Here is a 17,425-nt window from a genome sequence, read left to right as displayed (position 1 = left end):
ATAGGCGACGGATCGCCACCCTCTCCCTCTAAGAATCTCTTTAATATCTGCTACCCAGCAAGCCCGCCAACTGCTTTAATAAGAAAAAATATAAAAAAGCCCAGATCCAATACTGTGGCACCCAGACAGTGACAGAGTTTATGCAGTTACACCATAAGAGAGTTACAAAGCCATATTCACAGGCCGACCTTAAAAAAGTCATCAATGAGCTCGCACCCACTTTAAGCGATCGCATACACCTTTCCCAATCGATAAGGGAGCAGCACGGAAGAGGCGAAGATAGCTATGGCTGTATTGCTCCAGATGCGGTTATCTACCCTTTTAGCAATGAAGAGGTCGCACAGATTGTTCAGCTGTGTAATCGCTACAAAATACCTGTTATTCCTTTTGGGACGGGGACTTCTGTGGAAGGTCACCTGCTAGCGGTTCACGGTGGCATCTCTCTTGATCTCTCAGAGATGGATCAGATTATCGAGATTAACGCTGCAGATATGGACTGTCGTGTTCAGGCCGGCGTTACCCGCGAAGAACTCAATAAAGCTCTGCGTTATGACGGCCTGTTTTTTCCTGTGGATCCGGGCGCTAACGCAAGCATTGGTGGGATGGCTGCAACTCAGGCATCAGGCACTAATGCAGTGCGTTATGGAACCATGCGAGAAGCTGTGATTGGTTTGACAATTGTTACTCCTGAAGGCGAAATAGTGAAAACCGGTACCCGGGCCAGAAAAAGCTCTGCGGGTTATGATCTAACCCAGCTCTATGTCGGCTCAGAAGGCACTCTGGGAGTTATCACCGAGATACAGCTCCGGCTTCATCCAGTTCCTGAGATTATCAAATCCGCAGTATGCAGCTTTGAAACTGTTGATGGCGCGGTGAATACGGTTATTAATGCCATGCAGATGGCATTACCGTTAGCTCGTATAGAGTTGCTAAATGCGCTTCAAATGGAGGCCTGTATCGCCTATTCCAAGCTGGAAGGCTTTACTGCGCAACCCACCCTCTTTATCGAATTTCATGGTACAGAAAGCGCTGTTAATGAGCAGATAGAGCAGCTGCAGGATATCTGTCAGGCTTTCAGTGGAAAAGAGTTTCAATGGGCTGAAACGACCGAGCAACGAAATGCCTTATGGAAAGCCAGGCATAATGCTTACCCAGCTGCTCATCTGCTCAAACCAAACAGCAAAGTATTAACGACTGATGTTTGCGTCCCCATTTCAGCATTGGCTGTTAGTATCGCTGACTCAGAAAGACTTGCTGAAGAAGCAGGGCTTTCCTGTCCAGTTGTCGGTCATGTGGGTGATGGAAATTACCATGTGCTGATTGTTTTTGATCCTGAAAATAGTGAACAAAGCAAAGCCGCCAAACAGCTATCTGAGAAGATTGTTCATAGAGCCCTGCAGCTGAGTGGCACATGTACGGGTGAACACGGGATCGGTTTTGGTAAAAAGGAATACCTGCTTAGTGAGCATGGTGACGCCGTAGAAATGATGCGTTGCATTAAGAAAAGCTTAGATCCAAATAACATCATGAATCCTGGAAAGGTATTTGATTTATAAAGGCTTATTCGGTGCGCTCATTTATAAAGATTATAATTGTACTCGCTTTTTTTCTGCCGGTTATTGTTGGCTGCGATCAGTGCGCTGAGCAGCCGATTCAAAGTAAAACAGAGCCTCCCTCTTCTGCTGAGCACAAGCAATCAGAAGTAAAACCAAATGAATTCATAGTCGAATCACCCCTGAAGGGCTTGTTGAAGTCTGAGAATGAAGGTCCTTTCTTTGGTGATTTTTCTGAGATGAAGCGCAAAAGGTCTATCCGTGCGCTTGTTACATACAGTAAAACAGACTTCTTTATTCATAATGGGCAGATAAAAGGTCTGCAGGCAGAGCTTCTGCAGGCTTATGAGGATGAAATCAACGAAGGGATTAAGAAAGAGTCTGAAAAAATTCGGATTACTTATATTCCTGTGACATTTGATCAATTAATTCCCGCCTTGCAAGCAGGTTACGGAGATATTGCTGCTGCGCTACTAACCAAAACGCCCGAACGTTTAGAAAAGGTTGATTTTACCTCTAATGAGAAGGCAGATGTTTCAGAAGTTCTGGTCAGAAATAAAAGCGCAGCCCCTATCAGTTCGTTAGAGGGCCTGTCAGGCAAAACAGTTTATGTTCTACGAAACAGTAGCTATGCAGAGCACTTGAGGGGCTTTAATGAGCGCTTGCCGCAAGGGCTTCCTCCTGTCGATGTTGTGGAGGCTGAATCAAAGCTTCTAAGTGAGGATATCCTCGAAATTGTTAACGCGGGTATCTTTAACTACACCATAGTAGATGACTACAAAGCTGAGTTATGGGCAGGTGTATTGCCTCAGCTACAAATTGAAAGGGCGGTACGACTCACAGAGGGTAATAGTGTCGGTTGGGCGATACGGAAAAATACGCCTCAGTTACAAAAGAGCTTAAATCGGTTCATAGCCAAACGGGTTAAGAAAGGCTCCCTTCTGGGTAATATCCTGATCAAGCGTTATCTAATAAGTGAAAAATGGATAACGAACCCCCTACTCCATACGGACAAAGATCGCCTTGTTCGCTTAATGCCTCTCTTCACTAAATATGCAGAAAAGTACCAGCTGGATCCTATTGCGCTGGCCGCTCAGGCCTTCCAGGAATCAGGCCTTAAACAGGCAACTAAAAGTCACCGCGGCGCTGTAGGGGTGATGCAGCTTCTGCCAAGCACTGCGAGTGATAAGAATGTTGCTATCGAACAGATCGATGATATTGAACACAACATTCATGCTGGCGCTAAATATATGGCTTTCCTGCGTAAGCGCTATGTTTCTGATGATAATGTCTCTGCTCTTGATCAGATGCTTTTGTCATTGGCTGCGTACAATGCAGGACCTGGAAATCTAAGAAAAATGCGAAAACTTGCCGATGAGATGGGGCTTGATCGCAACCAATGGTTTGGTAACGTGGAGCTGGCTGCAGCCAAAATAATCGGCAATGAAACTGTTCAATACGTTTCAAATATCTATAAATATTACACTGCTTACAACCTATCCAAATCTCTTTATACCGAAAGGGTTCAGCTTTTAGATAAGGTCATTAACTAAGAGTTTTTCAGTTCTAAACTACCTATTAGATAGCTGGCTTCCATCAGTTTGGGCTTTGCCGGCCATGGTTGCCAATAATTTCTATTCCAGTTTCTCGCACTACTCAGATAAGAATATAGTTTGAGCAGTTGCCCTTTGTGGGTTTAATCGTGAAAGCTACCTGCCCACTTTCGCGGTGAGGACACCGCTCCAACTTGGTCAGATATGAATACATTACCGGGCATTCAAGAATTAAAAGGAATGATGCCGTCTATAGAGGATTTAAGTGCTGGAATTTGGAGTTAGGGGCTCTTAATGAGTCATGCTTTCCGTGCGGGTGTGATTATATGAGGCATAAAAAAGCGGCCCATAAAGGGCCGCAATAAACGCAAGAAGCTACATGAAATAGCTTTAGGGTAGAAGCCCGCTGTTTGCAGTGGGCTTCTATGCCAGCTCCCTTAGAAGAAGCCCAGTGGGCTTTCGCTGTAGCTAACCAGCATGTTTTTAGTCTGCTGGTAGTGGTCCAGAATCATCTTGTGAGTTTCACGACCTACACCGGACTTCTTGTAACCGCCGAACGCAGCGTGTGCTGGGTACAGGTGGTAGCAGTTCATCCATACACGACCAGCCTGGATGCCACGACCCATGCGGTAAGCGATGTTAGTGTCGCGAGACCATACGCCTGCGCCCAGACCGAACTCAGTGTCGTTCGCGATAGCCAGCGCTTCAGCTTCGTCTTTAAATGTAGTTACAGAAACTACTGGGCCGAAGATCTCTTCCTGGAAAACGCGCATGTCGTTTGTGCCTTTCAGAAGAGTAGGCTTGATGTAGTAACCGTTACCGTAATCGCCTTCCAGTTTCTCGATGCCGCCACCTGTCAGGACTTCAGCACCTTCGTCACGACCGATGTCGATGTAACCCAGGATCTTATCGAACTGTTCCTGAGACGCCTGAGCACCAACCATTGTATCAGTATCCAGTGGGTTGCCACGCTTGATCATGCCTACGCGCTCAACAACTTTAGCCAGGAATGCATCAGCGATATCTTCCTGAACCAGTAGACGTGAAGGACAAGTACAAACTTCACCCTGGTTGAAGAATGCCAGTACCGCACCTTCTACTGCTTTGCTTACGAACTCGTCGTCCTGATCCATAACGTCATTGAAGTAAACGTTTGGAGACTTACCACCCAGCTCAGTTGTAGATGGGATGATGTTCTCAGCAGCACATTTCATGATGTGAGAACCTACTGGAGTAGAACCTGTGAACGCGATCTTAGCGATACGAGTGCTAGAAGCCAGAGCCTGACCTGCTTCGCCACCGAAACCGTTAACAACGTTCAGTACACCTGGTGGAAGTGCTTCAGCGATGCACTCAAGCAGGATAAGAATAGATAGTGGAGTTGCTTCAGCTGGTTTCAGGACAATAGAGTTACCTGCTGCCAGTGCTGGAGCGATCTTCCATGCTGCCATCAGCAGTGGGAAGTTCCAAGGAATGATCTGACCAACAACACCTAGTGGCTCGTGGAAGTGGTAAGCAACTGTAGTTTCGTCGATTTCACCGATAGAACCTTCCTGTGCACGGATGCAGCCAGCGAAGTAACGGAAGTGGTCAGCAGATAGTGGAACGTCAGCAGCCAGCGTTTCACGAACAGCTTTACCGTTATCCCAAGTCTCAGCTACAGCCAGTTTTTCCAGGTTAGCTTCGATCAGGTCAGCAACTTTCAGAAGGATGTTCTGACGCTCGATCGTAGATGTTTTGCCCCAAGTCATCTGAGCCGCGTGCGCAGCGTCCAGAGCTTTTTCGATATCTGCTGAATCAGAGCGTGGAATCTCACATACAGCTTCACCAGTTACTGGAGTGTGGTTAGTGAAGTACTGACCATTAACAGGTGCAACCCACTCGCCGTTGATGAAGTTACCATAACGTTCTTTAAATGTAACAACAGAGCCTTCTGTACCCGGCTTAGCGTAAATCGTCATCTAAGTGCCTCTATAATTTTTATCAACTGCCTCTCTACTGGCGGCAGTGCTGGTTACTTTACAAATCAATATTAGCTACCCTGCCCGAAAAGCAGGTATCATTCCTTGGCATTGAAAAATTACTCATTTAGTACTACATATCGAGGCCCCGCCATTCCTGCTAATTTCGTCACATGGCTCTCCATGCCTTTGGTCCAGTAAACATAACCTCTTGATTAGATGATAATTAACGCAGAGTGACTTGCTGCTTTATCTCTGTTTACAAGGTGAATGAGCCGCAAATAAGCACTACAATTTCTATTAAACGGCCTGTTTTGGTGCAAAGGAAAACGTGATGACACAGCTCTATGAAGTGGAAAGCTGGAAGGATTTTCTTCTATTGGTAGAGTCAGAAGAGCTTCGTGGTTGGGCATTTCGTGGTCAACGAGATGCTGAATGGGGGCTGGAAAGCTCTCTCACTCGTCGCTTAAAACAGTTTGTGCCTCAGGATAAATGGGCGGAACAAGAAGATCGGGCAATCCGCGTTTTTAAACGCAAGGCTCACTACTTCCTTAACGATACCTCTTCACTAAAAGACGATTTTCGCTGCCTCGCCCTTATGCAGCATCATGGAGCACCAACTCGTTTACTAGATTTTACTAAATCACCTTATGTGGCCAGTTACTTTGCTTTGCAGTCTTGTACAACGCCTGCTGCGGTCTTTGCTGTAAACACCCCTGCCCTCTGGCACGAGGCTACACCACCAGGTTTTCCAGAGCTTAATCGTGATGCTATAGATCCACGTAATTCTGATTCGCTAAACCGTTATTACCTGTCAAATAATTACCCTGTTGTCTGGCCTGGTGAGCCATGGACCATGGATCGCCGTATTGTTGCTCAGGCCGGAACATTTATGATTCCTGGGAAAATTGATGTAACCGTAGAAGAGCTTTTAAGTAACTACGTCTATGACAGACCAATACTTGCCAAAATTGTTCTATCTCCAGATATTCGTAAAGAAGCGATGGAAGCTTTGTATCGAATGAACATTAGTAATGCCACCCTATTCCCTGATCTGGATGGTTTGGCTCGCTCCATCTCTTATGAGCTTGAAGTTAGTTGGGTGGGAACTTCTGGCCAATCAAAGTAAACAGTTTAGGTTGATCTTCGCCATTTTGTGTTTTCTCTTGTCAGAGTAAAATATGGGAAACACTCGCTTAGGTAGTTGCTTTATGTATTCAGAATCACCTGTGATTGAGCCGATTCAGGCCTGGTCTTCTCCTCTGTTCGTTACTTCTAATCCTGATCATGAGTTCCTAAAAGAAGATCTGCTGCAATATATTTACAACTATCAAAAGTCACAGGAACAAGCTGTAGCCAGCGAGGTTGCCGTTACTGCTAAGCATCAGCTGTTTGAAAGTAAACTGTGTTTCTTGGAAGCAGATAATCCAGCCATCATGGAACTTCGTCGCATGCTGGAAGAGTTGATCTCGGCAATAGCGACTGAAGTGAATCATGAGTACTGGCCTGAAGACGCTGAAGGTGATGCGACAATCATTGAATCCTGGTTTCATGTTACTCAGGATGGTGGTTATCACGATGTGCATTCCCATCCAAACTGCTCATGGTGTGGGATCTACTACCTTGATCCAGGCGAATGTGAATTGGGATCCCGTAATGGCGTGAACCGTTTTTATGATCCTCGCGTTAATGCAGATCATTATGCTGATGCGGGTTCCGCCTATATCAATCAACAGGGCTTCTGGGATTTCGAGCCAGTTGAAGGACAGGTTGTTATTTTTCCTTCGTATCTAAAGCACTCAGCTCTGCCCTATTTTGGGAAAAAAGATAGAGTGATTATTGCTTTCAACTCAATCGTCGAGCTCGCCTGACATGCAAGTGGGTAAGACTTAGTCTGCCCCTTCAAAATCACTTCCAGTGCACTACATCGCCACGGTCGAAAATATGGCCTGAGCTGACTTTGTGGTAATTAATAAAAATGTTGCCGTAAGACACACCGCTGCGCTTTGAAACCGAAAATGCAATACATTGCATCATCGTTTCAACACTGCTTTGGTTATGAAAGCTGGGAGCATGAAGCTCAACTAGAATTGGATGGCTATCGCTCTGCGGCTGGGTTGCGGGCATAAGGCCTGCAACTGAGTAGTGACGGGCCGAAATATACTCCCAGGTCACTGTAATATGCTCAATGCTCACTTCGGTACCATGAGCAAAATCTTCAGTGATGCTCTTGATCATACCAGGCACATCAACTTCATCTTCAAACGGTAAAGACTTAATACAGATCAGCGGCATTTATCGTTTCTCAGTAGCATCAAGAAAAGATTGAAATTAGATCAACTAAACTCCAAAAACAAGCGTTAAAAAACAATGAAATATTAAGGTTGTGATATTTCCGTGAACGTTATTTACATTCCGAGTTCAGAATAAACTCTTCAAGCTTCTTATCTACACCGAAAATGTGGCGTTTAAGCCATTCAGAAAGGAAATCAGACAGCATGTCTCTTAGTTGAGAGTTATAAGTGTGGTGGTCATCAAGCATCTTGCCCAGCTCAACCCGAAACTTATTGTGGGCTTGGAGGTGATCTTCAAATCCAGGATAGTTCAGCGCCTTCATGTAGGCTTCTTCCAGCAAGAAATGATGCTCGGCGTAATCGTTAAGACGCTCAAAAGTTGATGAGTCCACATGGTCTGCCTTGATCTCATCGATAAGCTCAAATAGCACTTGATGCTGCTGATCTTGCCAGATTAGCTCACTTGTTTTAGTCATTTGGGCTCCTTGCGTCTTATTTTTAGATTTACCGACTGCTCATTCTGTAACAGCGGCAGCAATATGTAACTGACCTGAATCAGATTCAGGGCGGCCTTGATCCTTTTTTACAAATCTTTTACAACATTTATAAATCTGTCTGACTTTTTGAAAGCGGGGCTGGCTTACATTGGAGCTATCGATACTAGATTGAGGAATAGAACCATGAACAGTCTTCGTCAAATAAGAAAAGTAAGTCTGAGCCTATTAGCATCCGCTGCCTTGGCTCTCTCCCCCTCCTTTGTGTCTTTAGTGCAAGCAAAACAGGTCGACCTAAATATCAATCTGGCTACTCCTGTCATGGAGGCTGAGCAGCGCCATAAAGCGTTCATTAAAATTTCTTTAGAGGGTATTAAGCAGGAACAGGAGCAGCAACGTATTCCTGCCAACATAGCTGTAGTGCTCGATAAATCAGGCTCCATGCAGGGCGAAAAGCTTTTGCGGGCTAAAGAAGCTGCAATTATGGCAATCAAACGCCTTGATAAGCACGATATTGTTTCTGTGGTTAGCTACGATTCTCGTGTTCAGGTGGTTGTTCCTGCAACCAAAGTCAGTGACAAGAAGCTTATAGCCAGTGCTATCAGCGATATACAGGCCAATGGTAATACTGCTCTCTTTGCTGGTGTCAGCAAAGGCGCGCAAGAGTTAAGAAAGTTTCTGGATCTTAATAAGGTAAATCGAGTCATTCTTCTCTCTGACGGCCTTGCTAATGTAGGCCCCAGCTCCCCCAATGATCTTGGCAAACTTGGCTTGTCATTAGCTAAAGAAGGGATGAGTGTAACTACGATAGGGTTAGGACTTGGCTATAACGAAGACCTTATGACACAACTAGCTGGCTTTAGTGATGGCAATCATGCATTTGTCGAGAATGCAGGTGATCTGGCTCGAATATTCCAATATGAATTTGGTGATGTGCTTTCTGTTGTAGCTCAAGGGGTTGAAATAGAAATTCACTGTCGCAATGGAGTGAAGCCACTCCGCATACTGGGTCGTGAAGCGGACATAATAGGTAATACCGTACAAACTCGGCTTAATCAGCTATACAGTGAACAGGAAAAGTTCATGATTCTGGAAGTTGAGGTGCCAGAGCAAAAGGAACATGCAGAGATAAACCTCGTTGATGTAAACATCAGTTATACAGACCTGTTCAATAAACGTACCGAGCGCCTTAACAGCAATGTGACTGCCGCTTTTACGCGTTCACAACAGGAAATTGAGGATGCTGTTGATACGAAAACCTATGAGGCAGCAGCTGAGCAGGTTGCAAATGAGCTGAACCGGGAAGCTGTAGAATTACGCGATAAAGGTGACATTAACGCAGCCAAGAGTATTTTGCAGAAAAGTGCAGATTACCTAGATAATCTGGGTCAAACACTGGCTTCGCCGAAGCTTATTGAGCAGAAAGAAGAGGCACTAAAAGATGCTGAAGAGCTGGATGATGAGCAAGAATGGAATAAGAAACGCAAGGAACTTAAAGAGCGTCAATATAAGCGTGCCACACAGCAGAGTTATTAGCAGCAGAATTATTAGATGAAAAAAACGCCCCTGTTACTGATTTGCATAATCCTAATGCCCCTGTTGGTGTTGGCCTGGTTTTCAGCGCGCGTCGAGGAGCAGCAACAGCAGCTGGTTAATCATCAATTAGAAGCGTTAGTCGAGTCGCAATTAGCAAAGATCGATCAATCATTTCAGGGGCATTTTCGCCGCCTTGAAGGGGCATTGAATCAAGAAGTGGCCAAGCAGTACGCGGAAAAAGATTCAGAGTACAGCTTGCCAAGTATCCGTAATCTGACCAAATCCAGTCCTTATATTGATCAAGTGTTTATCCTTAATGCAGATCGGGAAACAATCTATCCTGGCTCTGGCAATCTGACTCGAAGTGAGCGCGCTTTCATAAATGGTTATAAAGAGTTGCTGGATAATCGTGATCTTTTTCATGTCAGGAATGAAGTAAGCAACACAGCAGAACCTTCTGAAAAGTATTCAATACCTGCAGAAAGTAGTGTTTTGGCTGAAGCGCGCCAAGTATCTAAAACTATCAGTGCTCAATTAAGGTCTGCTCCTGCTGCTCCGGAGATAAATATATCGACACAAAAGCCAGTGCAATCAGCGCCCTATATTAGTTCTGCTGATTTAGCACAAGAACCCGCATCTGAGACGTTTGCTGATGCAGAGAACGATCAAATTGTAGTTTCAAATATAGAGAGCTCTCCATCGGGGTGGATCGCTTGGTATAGAGGAGCGGAACTGGAACAGCTTTACTGGAAGGAAACCCCTAGCGGGGAAGTCATTGGTTTCAGCCTTAATAATGCACGTTAGATGTCAGATCTTATCAATATGCTTCCAGACGAAGCAGAGAGCCAATCGATTGATCAATTGAAAAACGCTGCCATTCGTATGCTTAACAGTCAGAGGGAGATAGTTTACGAGTGGGGACAACTTAGCCAGATAGCAAAGAACGCAGAACCGTTACAAACCTTATCCCTCAGTCATCCGCTTGCTAGTTGGCATCTTGAGTATTACTCACCTGCCCTTCAGTCGCCATCCAACAGTTGGCTTGAAACCTATAGCACTGTAATGCTTACTTTTTTGGGATTGTCGCTTTTGGCCTGGATGCTATACAGAGAACAGACTCAAGCTGCGCGAATAGCTGAACAGCGTGTCAATTTTGTAAATCAGGTATCTCACGAGCTTAAGACACCGCTCACCAATGTGCGCATGTATGCAGAGATGTTGGATAACCAAGTAGATGAATCTGAGGTAAAGCAGAAACGCTACCTTGATGTGATCAATAACGAAAGCCAGAGACTCTCACGCTTAATCGATAACGTTCTGAGTTTCTCCCGCATCGGTCGTAGCAATAACAAGATCTGCCGTCAGCAAGATCGAATCTGTCACACCATTGAAAAAGTCATTGGGAATTTTGAGCCCGCTTTTAAACAGAAAGCTATGAGCATCCAGTTTGATAACAGATGCGATAGCACGGCATATTTTGACCCAAACGCGGTTGAGCAGATTCTCAATAATCTTTTAAGTAATTGTGAAAAATACGCCGCCGATAGTGGTCAGGTTCAGGTGTCATGCTGGGAGGATGGGAAGCATTTCTGCTTTATCCGTGTGGAAGATGATGGCCCAGGTATAGATAAAAATGCAGCCGCGAAAATATTCACACCATTCTATAGAGCGAGTAACAAATTGACTGACGGTGTAAGTGGCACAGGAATAGGTCTGAGTATCGCACGTGAGCTGGCCCGTGCGCACAGCGGGGATCTCGTACTTGAATCTACCCAACGTGGGGCAAGTTTCCTTGTGAGTATATCAATCAAGGAAAATGAACTGGAGGGCGAGGAGTGAGAGTATTAATCGCAGAGGACGATATTAATATCCGCCTTGGCCTTGTTGATCTGTTAGAGGCCGAGGGTTATGACTGCATTGAAGCAGCGGATGGAGAGGCCGCGCTAAAGTTATTCTCTGAGCAGCAACCTGCACTGGTTCTTTTGGATATCATGATGCCGAAAATGGATGGTTACGCTGTTTGTCGTAAGATACGTCAGTTGAATGAGCAGGTTCCAGTTGTTTTTATTACGGCGAAATCTGAGGAAATAGATCAAGTTCTAGGGCTTGAGCTGGGGGCTGACGACTATATTAAAAAGCCTTTTGGGACACGCGAGGTCATTGCCAGAATAAGAGCGGTCACTCGTCGCTGCCTGCAATCAGAGAAACTAACAACTTCTTCTGCTGAGGTATGTTTTCAGCTGGACGATCTTGAGGTTCATCCGGAACAGCTCCGTGCCAAACGGGAAGAAATGGTAATGGAGCTTAGTTTGAGAGATATTAAGACTCTTCAGTTACTCTTTGAAAACAAAGGAAAAGTAGTTGATCGAGACATGTTGTTCAATCATTGCTGGGGACGTGACTATCTACCCAGCAGCCGAACACTGGATCAGCATATTTCCAAATTAAGAAAGCTAATTGAGATCGACCCTAAGACCCCAAAAATCATTAAAACCGTACATGGTTTGGGTTATCGATATGATCATGAATGATGCGAGGGCAGAAAGGGAATAATTCATTCCCCTTCTTTACTCTGATTAGCTACACCGATTAGCCACACCTCAATAAATGCACTAAATACGAGTCGCTAGCTGATCAAGTATATGGCGACGTGTAATAACCCCTAAAACCTTATTCTGCTCATTTACCACAGGGTAAGCCTTGGGTTTTGCGTCTAGCATCTGCTGAGCTACGGAAAGAAGATCATCACTTTCTTTCACCACCAGCACGTCACTACTCATAATTTCCTGCACAGTAGCAACGCGTTGGTTAAGATAAACAACCTGCACTGTAACTTTCAGGCAATCCTGCTCTGAAATCCATCTGATCAGACCTCCATGGTCATCAACAACCGGGCCGCCCAACAATACTTTCTTAATAAGATTTTTGGATGCCTCGGCAACAGGCATGTCAGCTTTGATCTTTGCAAAGTCTGTGCTCATACAATCAGAGATTTTAGGTAAATCCATTTCAACTCCCGTATCTAATCATGCGCTAGTACCACTGAATAAAGCACTGTTTGGGTGCAATAATTACAGCAGCATACAGATAACGCTTTTATTTGGGCGGTCCAGGCTAAAAGCAGCCTGAATCCGCGTGAGATACAGAGTTTGAGCAATAACTAAGCCATGGATTAAGCCTGTTCGGCTAAAGGCTTATAACATTCGGTTGGTGGGTCAGGATTAAGGTGTGGGAAGAATTGGCTACCAGTTATCAGCAGCATCAAGGTCGCTCTTCTTCTGTTCAACCCATTCTTCGCCTTCATTAGTGATCTCTTTTTTCCAGAACGGGGCATCTTTCTTCAGGTAATCCATGATGAATTGAGCGGCCTCAAAAGCATTAACCCGGTGTGCGCTACCTACACCAACGAAAACAATATTTTCATTCAGGTTTAAACGCCCCACTCGATGGCCAATAATAATATTGCCAAGCTCCCAGCGCTCACGGGCCTGTGCGCCGATTTTCTCAAGGGCTTTCTCTGTCATCCCTGGATAATGTTCAAGATAAAGAGCATCCAGAGAATTGTCTGAAACCTCTAGTTCGCGGACAATTCCTGTAAACGTTACGATTGCACCGCTGGTGGCATCGTTAGCCCTAACCCGCTCAGACAGATCGCCAATATCAAAGTTTTCTGTTTGTACGAATATTTCAGTTGATGCCATCATTCAGTCCTCGGTTAATCAGTCACGAATACTATCACTATTATTAACATATTTTCTGCAAAAACCTGTTTTTTGGATCTGTAGATTTAACTGCAAATAGACCGATTTAGTGGTATCGTGTGCCGCTTTATATGCATTAGAAACTGAGGACCAGGATGGCTTGGTATCCACACGCTACCGTTGCGGTTATTGTAGAGAAAAATGGAAAATTCCTACTGGTCGAAGAGGTCTCGTCAGGCAAAGTTGTTCTTAATCAGCCCGCCGGACATATTGATGAAGGAGAAACCTTCATCGAAGCAGCAAAGCGGGAAACCCTGGAAGAATCTGCCTGGCATGTTGAGCCCAAATACCTGATCGGTTTTTACGTCTATAAAGGTGAAAACAATATCACCTACCATCGCGCCTGCTTTTATGCTGAGGCTCTGGAACATGAGTCTGAGCGAGAGCTGGATGAAGGTATTATCCGGGAGGTCTGGATGAGCCGGGATGAGATAGAAGCCAGCGCAGAAAAACTTCGCAGCCCGATGGTACTTAAATGCATTGATGATTATCTGGCAGGCAAAGAATACCCTCTTGACCTGATTTACGAATACAGCAACTAAGTTAATACGTTTTCATGACTGATCACAGCAATACAAAAGTGATCGTCGGCATGTCCGGCGGTGTCGATTCATCCGTTTCTGCTCTGCTATTAATGCAGCAAGGCTATCAGGTCGAAGGCCTGTTTATGAAAAACTGGGACGAAGATGACGGTACTGAATACTGTACAGCCAAAGAAGATCTGGCTGATGCTCAGGCGGTATGCGACAAGCTGGGCATTCATCTTCATACAGCCAACTTCGCAGCAGAATACTGGGATAACGTCTTCGAGCATTTTCTTGAAGAGTACAAAGCTGGACGCACGCCAAATCCAGACATCCTGTGTAATCGGGAAATCAAGTTTAAAGCCTTTCTTGAGTATGCAATTGAGCTAGGCGCTGATCTAATCGCTACTGGCCATTATGTGCGTCGCGGCGAGCGGGATGGTAAAACCCGGTTGTTAAAAGGCTTGGATGACAACAAAGATCAAAGCTACTTCCTGCATCAGGTTGGCCAGAAAGAGATCGAAAAGACACTCTTTCCTGTTGGTGAGCTGGAGAAGCCAGAAGTCCGCAAGCTAGCTGAAGAACATGATCTGGTTACCCATAATAAGAAAGATAGTACGGGCATTTGCTTTATCGGAGAACGTCGCTTCAGTGACTTCCTCAAGCAGTACCTGCCAGCACAGCCTGGAAAAATCGAAACCCCTACGGGTGATGTGATCGGCGAACATGCGGGTTTGATGTATTACACAATCGGTCAGCGTCAGGGTTTACAGATTGGTGGTTTGAAAAACTACCCTGAAGAGCCTTGGTTTGTAGCGGGTAAGGATCTTGAGCGCAATGTATTGATTGCTGTTCAGGGTAAGCAGAATGATCTCTTGTTTACAGACTGGCTCACTGCTGACGACCTGTTCTGGATCAACGATGAAGAGCCTGCGCTGCCCTATCACTGTAAAGCTAAAGTCCGCTATCGCCAGTCCGATCAGGAATGTATTATCGAACGTCACGGTGAATCGGGCTATAAAATTCTGTTCAATGAAGCGCAACGTGCGATTACACCAGGGCAATCAGTCGTTATCTATGCTGAAGATGTCTGTCTGGGCGGCGGCGTGATTGAACATACCGGCAAAAATTCAGAACAGAATTAATAAGCACCGTATTAATAAGAACAATATTTATAAAAAAAGACGAGTAAGTAGAGGTTTTAGTAGTGTCACGCGTTCACGATGAGCAAGCGTTAGGATTGGCCGGGCTATTTCAGGCCGCCGCTTTAGTGGAACAAATCGCCACACGAGGCATGGTTGCCCAAAACAGTTTGGAAACCTCCGTTTACAGCATCATGCAGCTTAATCCAGAAAGCAGTGAAGATATCTTCGGTGGTAAAGAAGAGTTAGCCTATAATCTTCATCTTGGTCTGCAAAACCTTAGAGATCTGGTTGAAAAGCCGCGCGCTGAACACAACAAAGATGTTATTCGTTACGCGCTGAGCATGATGCACCTTGAGCGCAAGCTGAGCGCCGATCCTGAGATGATGAAAACGGTTGGGCAGCGCCTGTCACAGGTTTCAGAGCAAGCGCGTTATTTTAACTCGGAAGATCAGGAAGCGACCGATAACCCAAGCGCCTACTGCCATCCGAATGTGATTGCCAATATCGCAAATCTTTACCAGGATACAATCAGCAGTTTCAGTTTTCGTATTCAGGTGACAGGCGATCCGCGACATCTTCAGAATAGTGAGAATGCAGCTAAGATTCGTGCTCTGCTCCTAGCCGGTATTCGCAGCGCAATGCTCTGGCGGCAGAAAGGGGGTAAACGTTGGCATCTGTTGTTCTTTAAGTCCCGTCTACGCCCTTCTCTTAGAAAGTTGCTGGATCAGTAAAATATAAAAATGGATAACGACAATCGTTATCCATTTTTTTATCCCAGCAGCGTATAAATGCTCTTTCGCCTTATTTTGTACCTTCTCACACCATGCGTTCGTAAGATCCGCTCAATATCCCACTCCATATTGTCTGCAGTCATTACTTTTACAGCATTTTCGTATGTGTCTATAAAAACTTGCTCCCTGGGAATACCTTTCGCTATTAGGTCGTCAAAGACCATTTTGATCTGGTCACTTGAGGCATAGGAGCCGGTTACTGTGATAGTCATTTCTGATCCTCTCGAAAGATTAACTCAAAAACACGGCATTAAACTAAAGTCGATACCTCTAGAATAGAAACGGACTTGGGATGTGTCCAGAATAACTTCAACATGCACTACGAATCGGCATTCGACTCAGGTATAATTCGCGCCTTCATTTCTTAACTATGGTAGAGATCGATTCATGGAGCTTTCCGCACTGACTGCCGTTTCTCCGGTTGATGGTCGCTATGGCAGCAAAACTGCTGACCTGCGTGATGTATTTAGTGAATATGGCCTGATTCGCTTCCGCGTTGAAGTAGAAGTACGCTGGCTGCAGAAACTGGCTGCACACCCTGAGATTTCAGAAGTACCACCACTGAGTGCCGATGCTAACGCTCTGCTGAACTCTATCGTAGACGACTTCTGTGCTGAAGATGCACAGGCAGTTAAAGATATTGAGCGTACAACTAACCACGACGTTAAAGCGGTTGAGTACTTCATCAAAGACAAATTCAAAGATAACGCCGAGCTAATGGCGATTAATGAATTTGTTCATTTTGCTTGTACTTCTGAAGACATCAACAACCTGTCTCACGCCCTGATGCTTAAGCATGGTCTGCAGGTGGTTCTGCCACTTATGCAGCAGGTAACTGACGAAATCGCCCAGATGGGTCGTGAGTTCGCCGAACAACCAATGCTGTCACGTACGCACGGTCAGACAGCCTCTCCTACTACCGTAGGTAAAGAGATGGCTAACGTTGCTTACCGTATGCAGCGTCAGATCAAGCAGCTGGAAAATGTAGAGCTTCTGGGTAAAATCAACGGTGCTGTAGGTAACTACAACGCTCACCTGTCTGCTTATGCTGATATCGACTGGGAAGTAAACGCAAAAGATTTCGTTGAAAGCCTGGGCCTTAACTGGAACCCATACACAACTCAGATCGAACCACACGATTACATCGCTGAGCTATTCGATGCAGTTGCACGCTTCAACACAATCCTGATCGACTTTGATCGTGACGTTTGGGGCTACATCTCACAGGCATACTTCAAGCAGAAGACTATCGCTGGTGAAGTAGGCTCTTCTACAATGCCTCACAAAGTTAACCCAATCGACTTCGAAAACTCCGAAGGAAACCTGGGTATTGCTAATGCGATTATGGGTCACCTGGCTCAGAAGCTGCCGATCTCTCGCTGGCAGCGTGACCTGACTGACTCCACTGTTCTACGTAACATGGGTGTAGGTTTCGGTTACAGCATGATTGCTTACCAATCTACACTGAAAGGTATCAGCAAGCTGGAGCTCAACCCAGGTCAGCTAAATGAAGATCTGGAGAATGCTTGGGAAGTATTGGCTGAACCGATTCAGACAGTGATGCGCCGTTACGCTATCGAAGAGCCATATGAGAAGCTGAAAGCGCTGACCCGCGGTCAGGATATGAGCAAAGAAACGATCATGGCTTTCGTTGATACACTGGATATGCCAGAAGAAGCTAAGCAGGCTCTAAAAGAGCTAACGCCACATAGCTACATTGGTAATGCAGTAGCACAAGCTAAAAAGATCTAAGTAATTGGATCATGAAAAACGGGGCTATATGCCCCGTTTTTTTATTTCAGCCTTATTCGAA

At 45.3% G+C, this 17,425-nt stretch carries 18 protein-coding genes; 12 read left to right on the top strand and 6 right to left on the bottom strand.

The genetic code is table 11. From position 1 onward, the window contains the following. Positions 1–128: 128 nt before the first annotated feature. Together GY843_RS02585 and GY843_RS02580 are read left to right on the top strand one after the other, a co-directional pair. On the top strand, positions 129–1,556 hold the full coding sequence (locus GY843_RS02585) for an FAD-linked oxidase C-terminal domain-containing protein (RefSeq protein ID WP_297306203.1): 1,428 nt from the start codon (positions 129–131) through the stop codon (positions 1,554–1,556). Positions 1,557–1,567: 11 nt separating this feature from the next. After that, on the top strand, positions 1,568–3,106 hold the full coding sequence (locus GY843_RS02580; RefSeq protein ID WP_297306201.1) for a lytic transglycosylase F: 1,539 nt from the start codon (positions 1,568–1,570) through the stop codon (positions 3,104–3,106). Between the two features lie 437 nt (positions 3,107–3,543). On the opposite strand, the gene GY843_RS02575 is transcribed toward GY843_RS02580, so the two are convergent. Next, positions 3,544–5,067 (bottom strand): aldehyde dehydrogenase family protein, encoded by a 1,524-nt coding sequence (locus GY843_RS02575; RefSeq protein WP_297306199.1) that lies wholly within the window; start codon positions 5,065–5,067, stop codon positions 3,544–3,546. A 334-nt stretch (positions 5,068–5,401) separates the two neighbouring features. Between GY843_RS02575 and GY843_RS02570 the strand changes: the two genes are divergently transcribed. Further along, on the top strand, positions 5,402–6,196 hold the full coding sequence (locus GY843_RS02570) for an FRG domain-containing protein (protein WP_297306196.1): 795 nt from the start codon (positions 5,402–5,404) through the stop codon (positions 6,194–6,196). Between the two features lie 82 nt (positions 6,197–6,278). Then, on the top strand, positions 6,279–6,938 hold the full coding sequence (locus tag GY843_RS02565) for a TIGR02466 family protein (RefSeq protein WP_297306194.1): 660 nt from the start codon (positions 6,279–6,281) through the stop codon (positions 6,936–6,938). A 37-nt stretch (positions 6,939–6,975) separates the two neighbouring features. Here the strand turns inward: GY843_RS02565 and GY843_RS02560 are convergent, their stop codons facing one another. Both GY843_RS02560 and GY843_RS02555 read right to left on the bottom strand, forming a co-directional pair. Beyond that, positions 6,976–7,362 (bottom strand): hypothetical protein, encoded by a 387-nt coding sequence (locus GY843_RS02560; RefSeq protein ID WP_297306192.1) that lies wholly within the window; start codon positions 7,360–7,362, stop codon positions 6,976–6,978. Between the two features lie 109 nt (positions 7,363–7,471). Further along, positions 7,472–7,837, bottom strand: coding sequence for a hemerythrin family protein (locus GY843_RS02555; RefSeq protein ID WP_297306190.1), 366 nt, complete (start codon positions 7,835–7,837; stop codon positions 7,472–7,474). A 204-nt stretch (positions 7,838–8,041) separates the two neighbouring features. On the opposite strand from GY843_RS02555, the gene GY843_RS02550 reads away from it, so the two are divergent. The 4 genes from GY843_RS02550 to GY843_RS02535 are packed head-to-tail and all read left to right on the top strand — an operon-like array spanning position 8,042 to position 11,922. Continuing rightward, positions 8,042–9,391 (top strand): VWA domain-containing protein, encoded by a 1,350-nt coding sequence (locus tag GY843_RS02550; protein ID WP_297306188.1) that lies wholly within the window; start codon positions 8,042–8,044, stop codon positions 9,389–9,391. 15 nt (positions 9,392–9,406) lie between these two features. Continuing rightward, entirely contained in the window at positions 9,407–10,195 is a 789-nt protein-coding gene (locus GY843_RS02545; RefSeq protein ID WP_297306186.1) for a hypothetical protein, read from the top strand. Next, positions 10,196–11,230, top strand: a complete 1,035-nt coding sequence (locus tag GY843_RS02540; protein ID WP_297306185.1) for a HAMP domain-containing sensor histidine kinase — start codon at positions 10,196–10,198, stop codon at positions 11,228–11,230. Next, positions 11,227–11,922, top strand: a complete 696-nt coding sequence (locus tag GY843_RS02535) for a response regulator transcription factor (protein ID WP_297306182.1) — start codon at positions 11,227–11,229, stop codon at positions 11,920–11,922. The genes GY843_RS02540 and GY843_RS02535 overlap by 4 nt, the downstream gene beginning before the upstream one ends. A gap of 81 nt (positions 11,923–12,003) precedes the next feature. Here the strand turns inward: GY843_RS02535 and GY843_RS02530 are convergent, their stop codons facing one another. Together GY843_RS02530 and moaE are read right to left on the bottom strand one after the other, a co-directional pair. Continuing rightward, positions 12,004–12,399, bottom strand: coding sequence for a CBS domain-containing protein (locus GY843_RS02530; RefSeq protein WP_297306180.1), 396 nt, complete (start codon positions 12,397–12,399; stop codon positions 12,004–12,006). A 234-nt stretch (positions 12,400–12,633) separates the two neighbouring features. After that, positions 12,634–13,092 (bottom strand): molybdopterin synthase catalytic subunit MoaE, encoded by a 459-nt coding sequence (moaE, locus tag GY843_RS02525; RefSeq protein ID WP_297306269.1) that lies wholly within the window; start codon positions 13,090–13,092, stop codon positions 12,634–12,636. A 155-nt stretch (positions 13,093–13,247) separates the two neighbouring features. Between moaE and GY843_RS02520 the strand changes: the two genes are divergently transcribed. From GY843_RS02520 to hflD, 3 genes are all read left to right on the top strand, one after another. Continuing rightward, complete coding sequence (locus tag GY843_RS02520) at positions 13,248–13,694, top strand: NUDIX hydrolase (RefSeq protein ID WP_297306178.1); 447 nt, start codon at positions 13,248–13,250, stop codon at positions 13,692–13,694. Between the two features lie 14 nt (positions 13,695–13,708). Then, a complete protein-coding gene (gene mnmA / locus GY843_RS02515) occupies positions 13,709–14,821 on the top strand; it encodes a tRNA 2-thiouridine(34) synthase MnmA (protein ID WP_297306176.1) in 1,113 nt (370 codons plus the stop codon). 62 nt (positions 14,822–14,883) lie between these two features. Continuing rightward, positions 14,884–15,552, top strand: a complete 669-nt coding sequence (gene hflD / locus GY843_RS02510; protein ID WP_297306174.1) for a high frequency lysogenization protein HflD — start codon at positions 14,884–14,886, stop codon at positions 15,550–15,552. A 38-nt stretch (positions 15,553–15,590) separates the two neighbouring features. Here the strand turns inward: hflD and GY843_RS02505 are convergent, their stop codons facing one another. Then, a complete protein-coding gene (locus GY843_RS02505; RefSeq protein ID WP_297306172.1) occupies positions 15,591–15,824 on the bottom strand; it encodes a hypothetical protein in 234 nt (77 codons plus the stop codon). A 175-nt stretch (positions 15,825–15,999) separates the two neighbouring features. On the opposite strand from GY843_RS02505, the gene purB reads away from it, so the two are divergent. Beyond that, a complete protein-coding gene (purB, locus tag GY843_RS02500) occupies positions 16,000–17,364 on the top strand; it encodes an adenylosuccinate lyase (RefSeq protein ID WP_297306170.1) in 1,365 nt (454 codons plus the stop codon). Positions 17,365–17,425: the final 61 nt, after the last annotated feature.

The organism is Neptuniibacter sp., assembly GCF_024231755.1.
In the GTDB taxonomy this organism is placed as follows: domain Bacteria; phylum Pseudomonadota; class Gammaproteobacteria; order Pseudomonadales; family Balneatricaceae; genus Neptuniibacter.
The sequence above is the reverse complement of the archived record's forward strand: the minus strand, read 5'-3'. Positions and strand labels throughout refer to the sequence as shown.

What these genes read in the sequence shown, in the direction of transcription:
- GY843_RS02575 (WP_297306199.1), bottom strand. Translation starts at nt 5,067, where the DNA reads ATGACGATTTACGCTAAGCCGGGTACAGAAGGCTCTGTTGTTACATTT.
- GY843_RS02570 (WP_297306196.1), top strand. Translation starts at nt 5,402, where the DNA reads ATGACACAGCTCTATGAAGTGGAAAGCTGGAAGGATTTTCTTCTATTG.
- GY843_RS02565 (WP_297306194.1), top strand. Translation starts at nt 6,279, where the DNA reads ATGTATTCAGAATCACCTGTGATTGAGCCGATTCAGGCCTGGTCTTCT.
- GY843_RS02560 (WP_297306192.1), bottom strand. Translation starts at nt 7,362, where the DNA reads ATGCCGCTGATCTGTATTAAGTCTTTACCGTTTGAAGATGAAGTTGAT.
- GY843_RS02555 (WP_297306190.1), bottom strand. Translation starts at nt 7,837, where the DNA reads ATGACTAAAACAAGTGAGCTAATCTGGCAAGATCAGCAGCATCAAGTG.
- GY843_RS02550 (WP_297306188.1), top strand. Translation starts at nt 8,042, where the DNA reads ATGAACAGTCTTCGTCAAATAAGAAAAGTAAGTCTGAGCCTATTAGCA.
- GY843_RS02545 (WP_297306186.1), top strand. Translation starts at nt 9,407, where the DNA reads ATGAAAAAAACGCCCCTGTTACTGATTTGCATAATCCTAATGCCCCTG.
- GY843_RS02540 (WP_297306185.1), top strand. Translation starts at nt 10,196, where the DNA reads ATGTCAGATCTTATCAATATGCTTCCAGACGAAGCAGAGAGCCAATCG.
- GY843_RS02530 (WP_297306180.1), bottom strand. Translation starts at nt 12,399, where the DNA reads ATGGATTTACCTAAAATCTCTGATTGTATGAGCACAGACTTTGCAAAG.
- moaE (WP_297306269.1), bottom strand. Translation starts at nt 13,092, where the DNA reads ATGGCATCAACTGAAATATTCGTACAAACAGAAAACTTTGATATTGGC.
- GY843_RS02520 (WP_297306178.1), top strand. Translation starts at nt 13,248, where the DNA reads ATGGCTTGGTATCCACACGCTACCGTTGCGGTTATTGTAGAGAAAAAT.
- mnmA (WP_297306176.1), top strand. Translation starts at nt 13,709, where the DNA reads ATGACTGATCACAGCAATACAAAAGTGATCGTCGGCATGTCCGGCGGT.
- GY843_RS02505 (WP_297306172.1), bottom strand. Translation starts at nt 15,824, where the DNA reads ATGACTATCACAGTAACCGGCTCCTATGCCTCAAGTGACCAGATCAAA.
- purB (WP_297306170.1), top strand. Translation starts at nt 16,000, where the DNA reads ATGGAGCTTTCCGCACTGACTGCCGTTTCTCCGGTTGATGGTCGCTAT.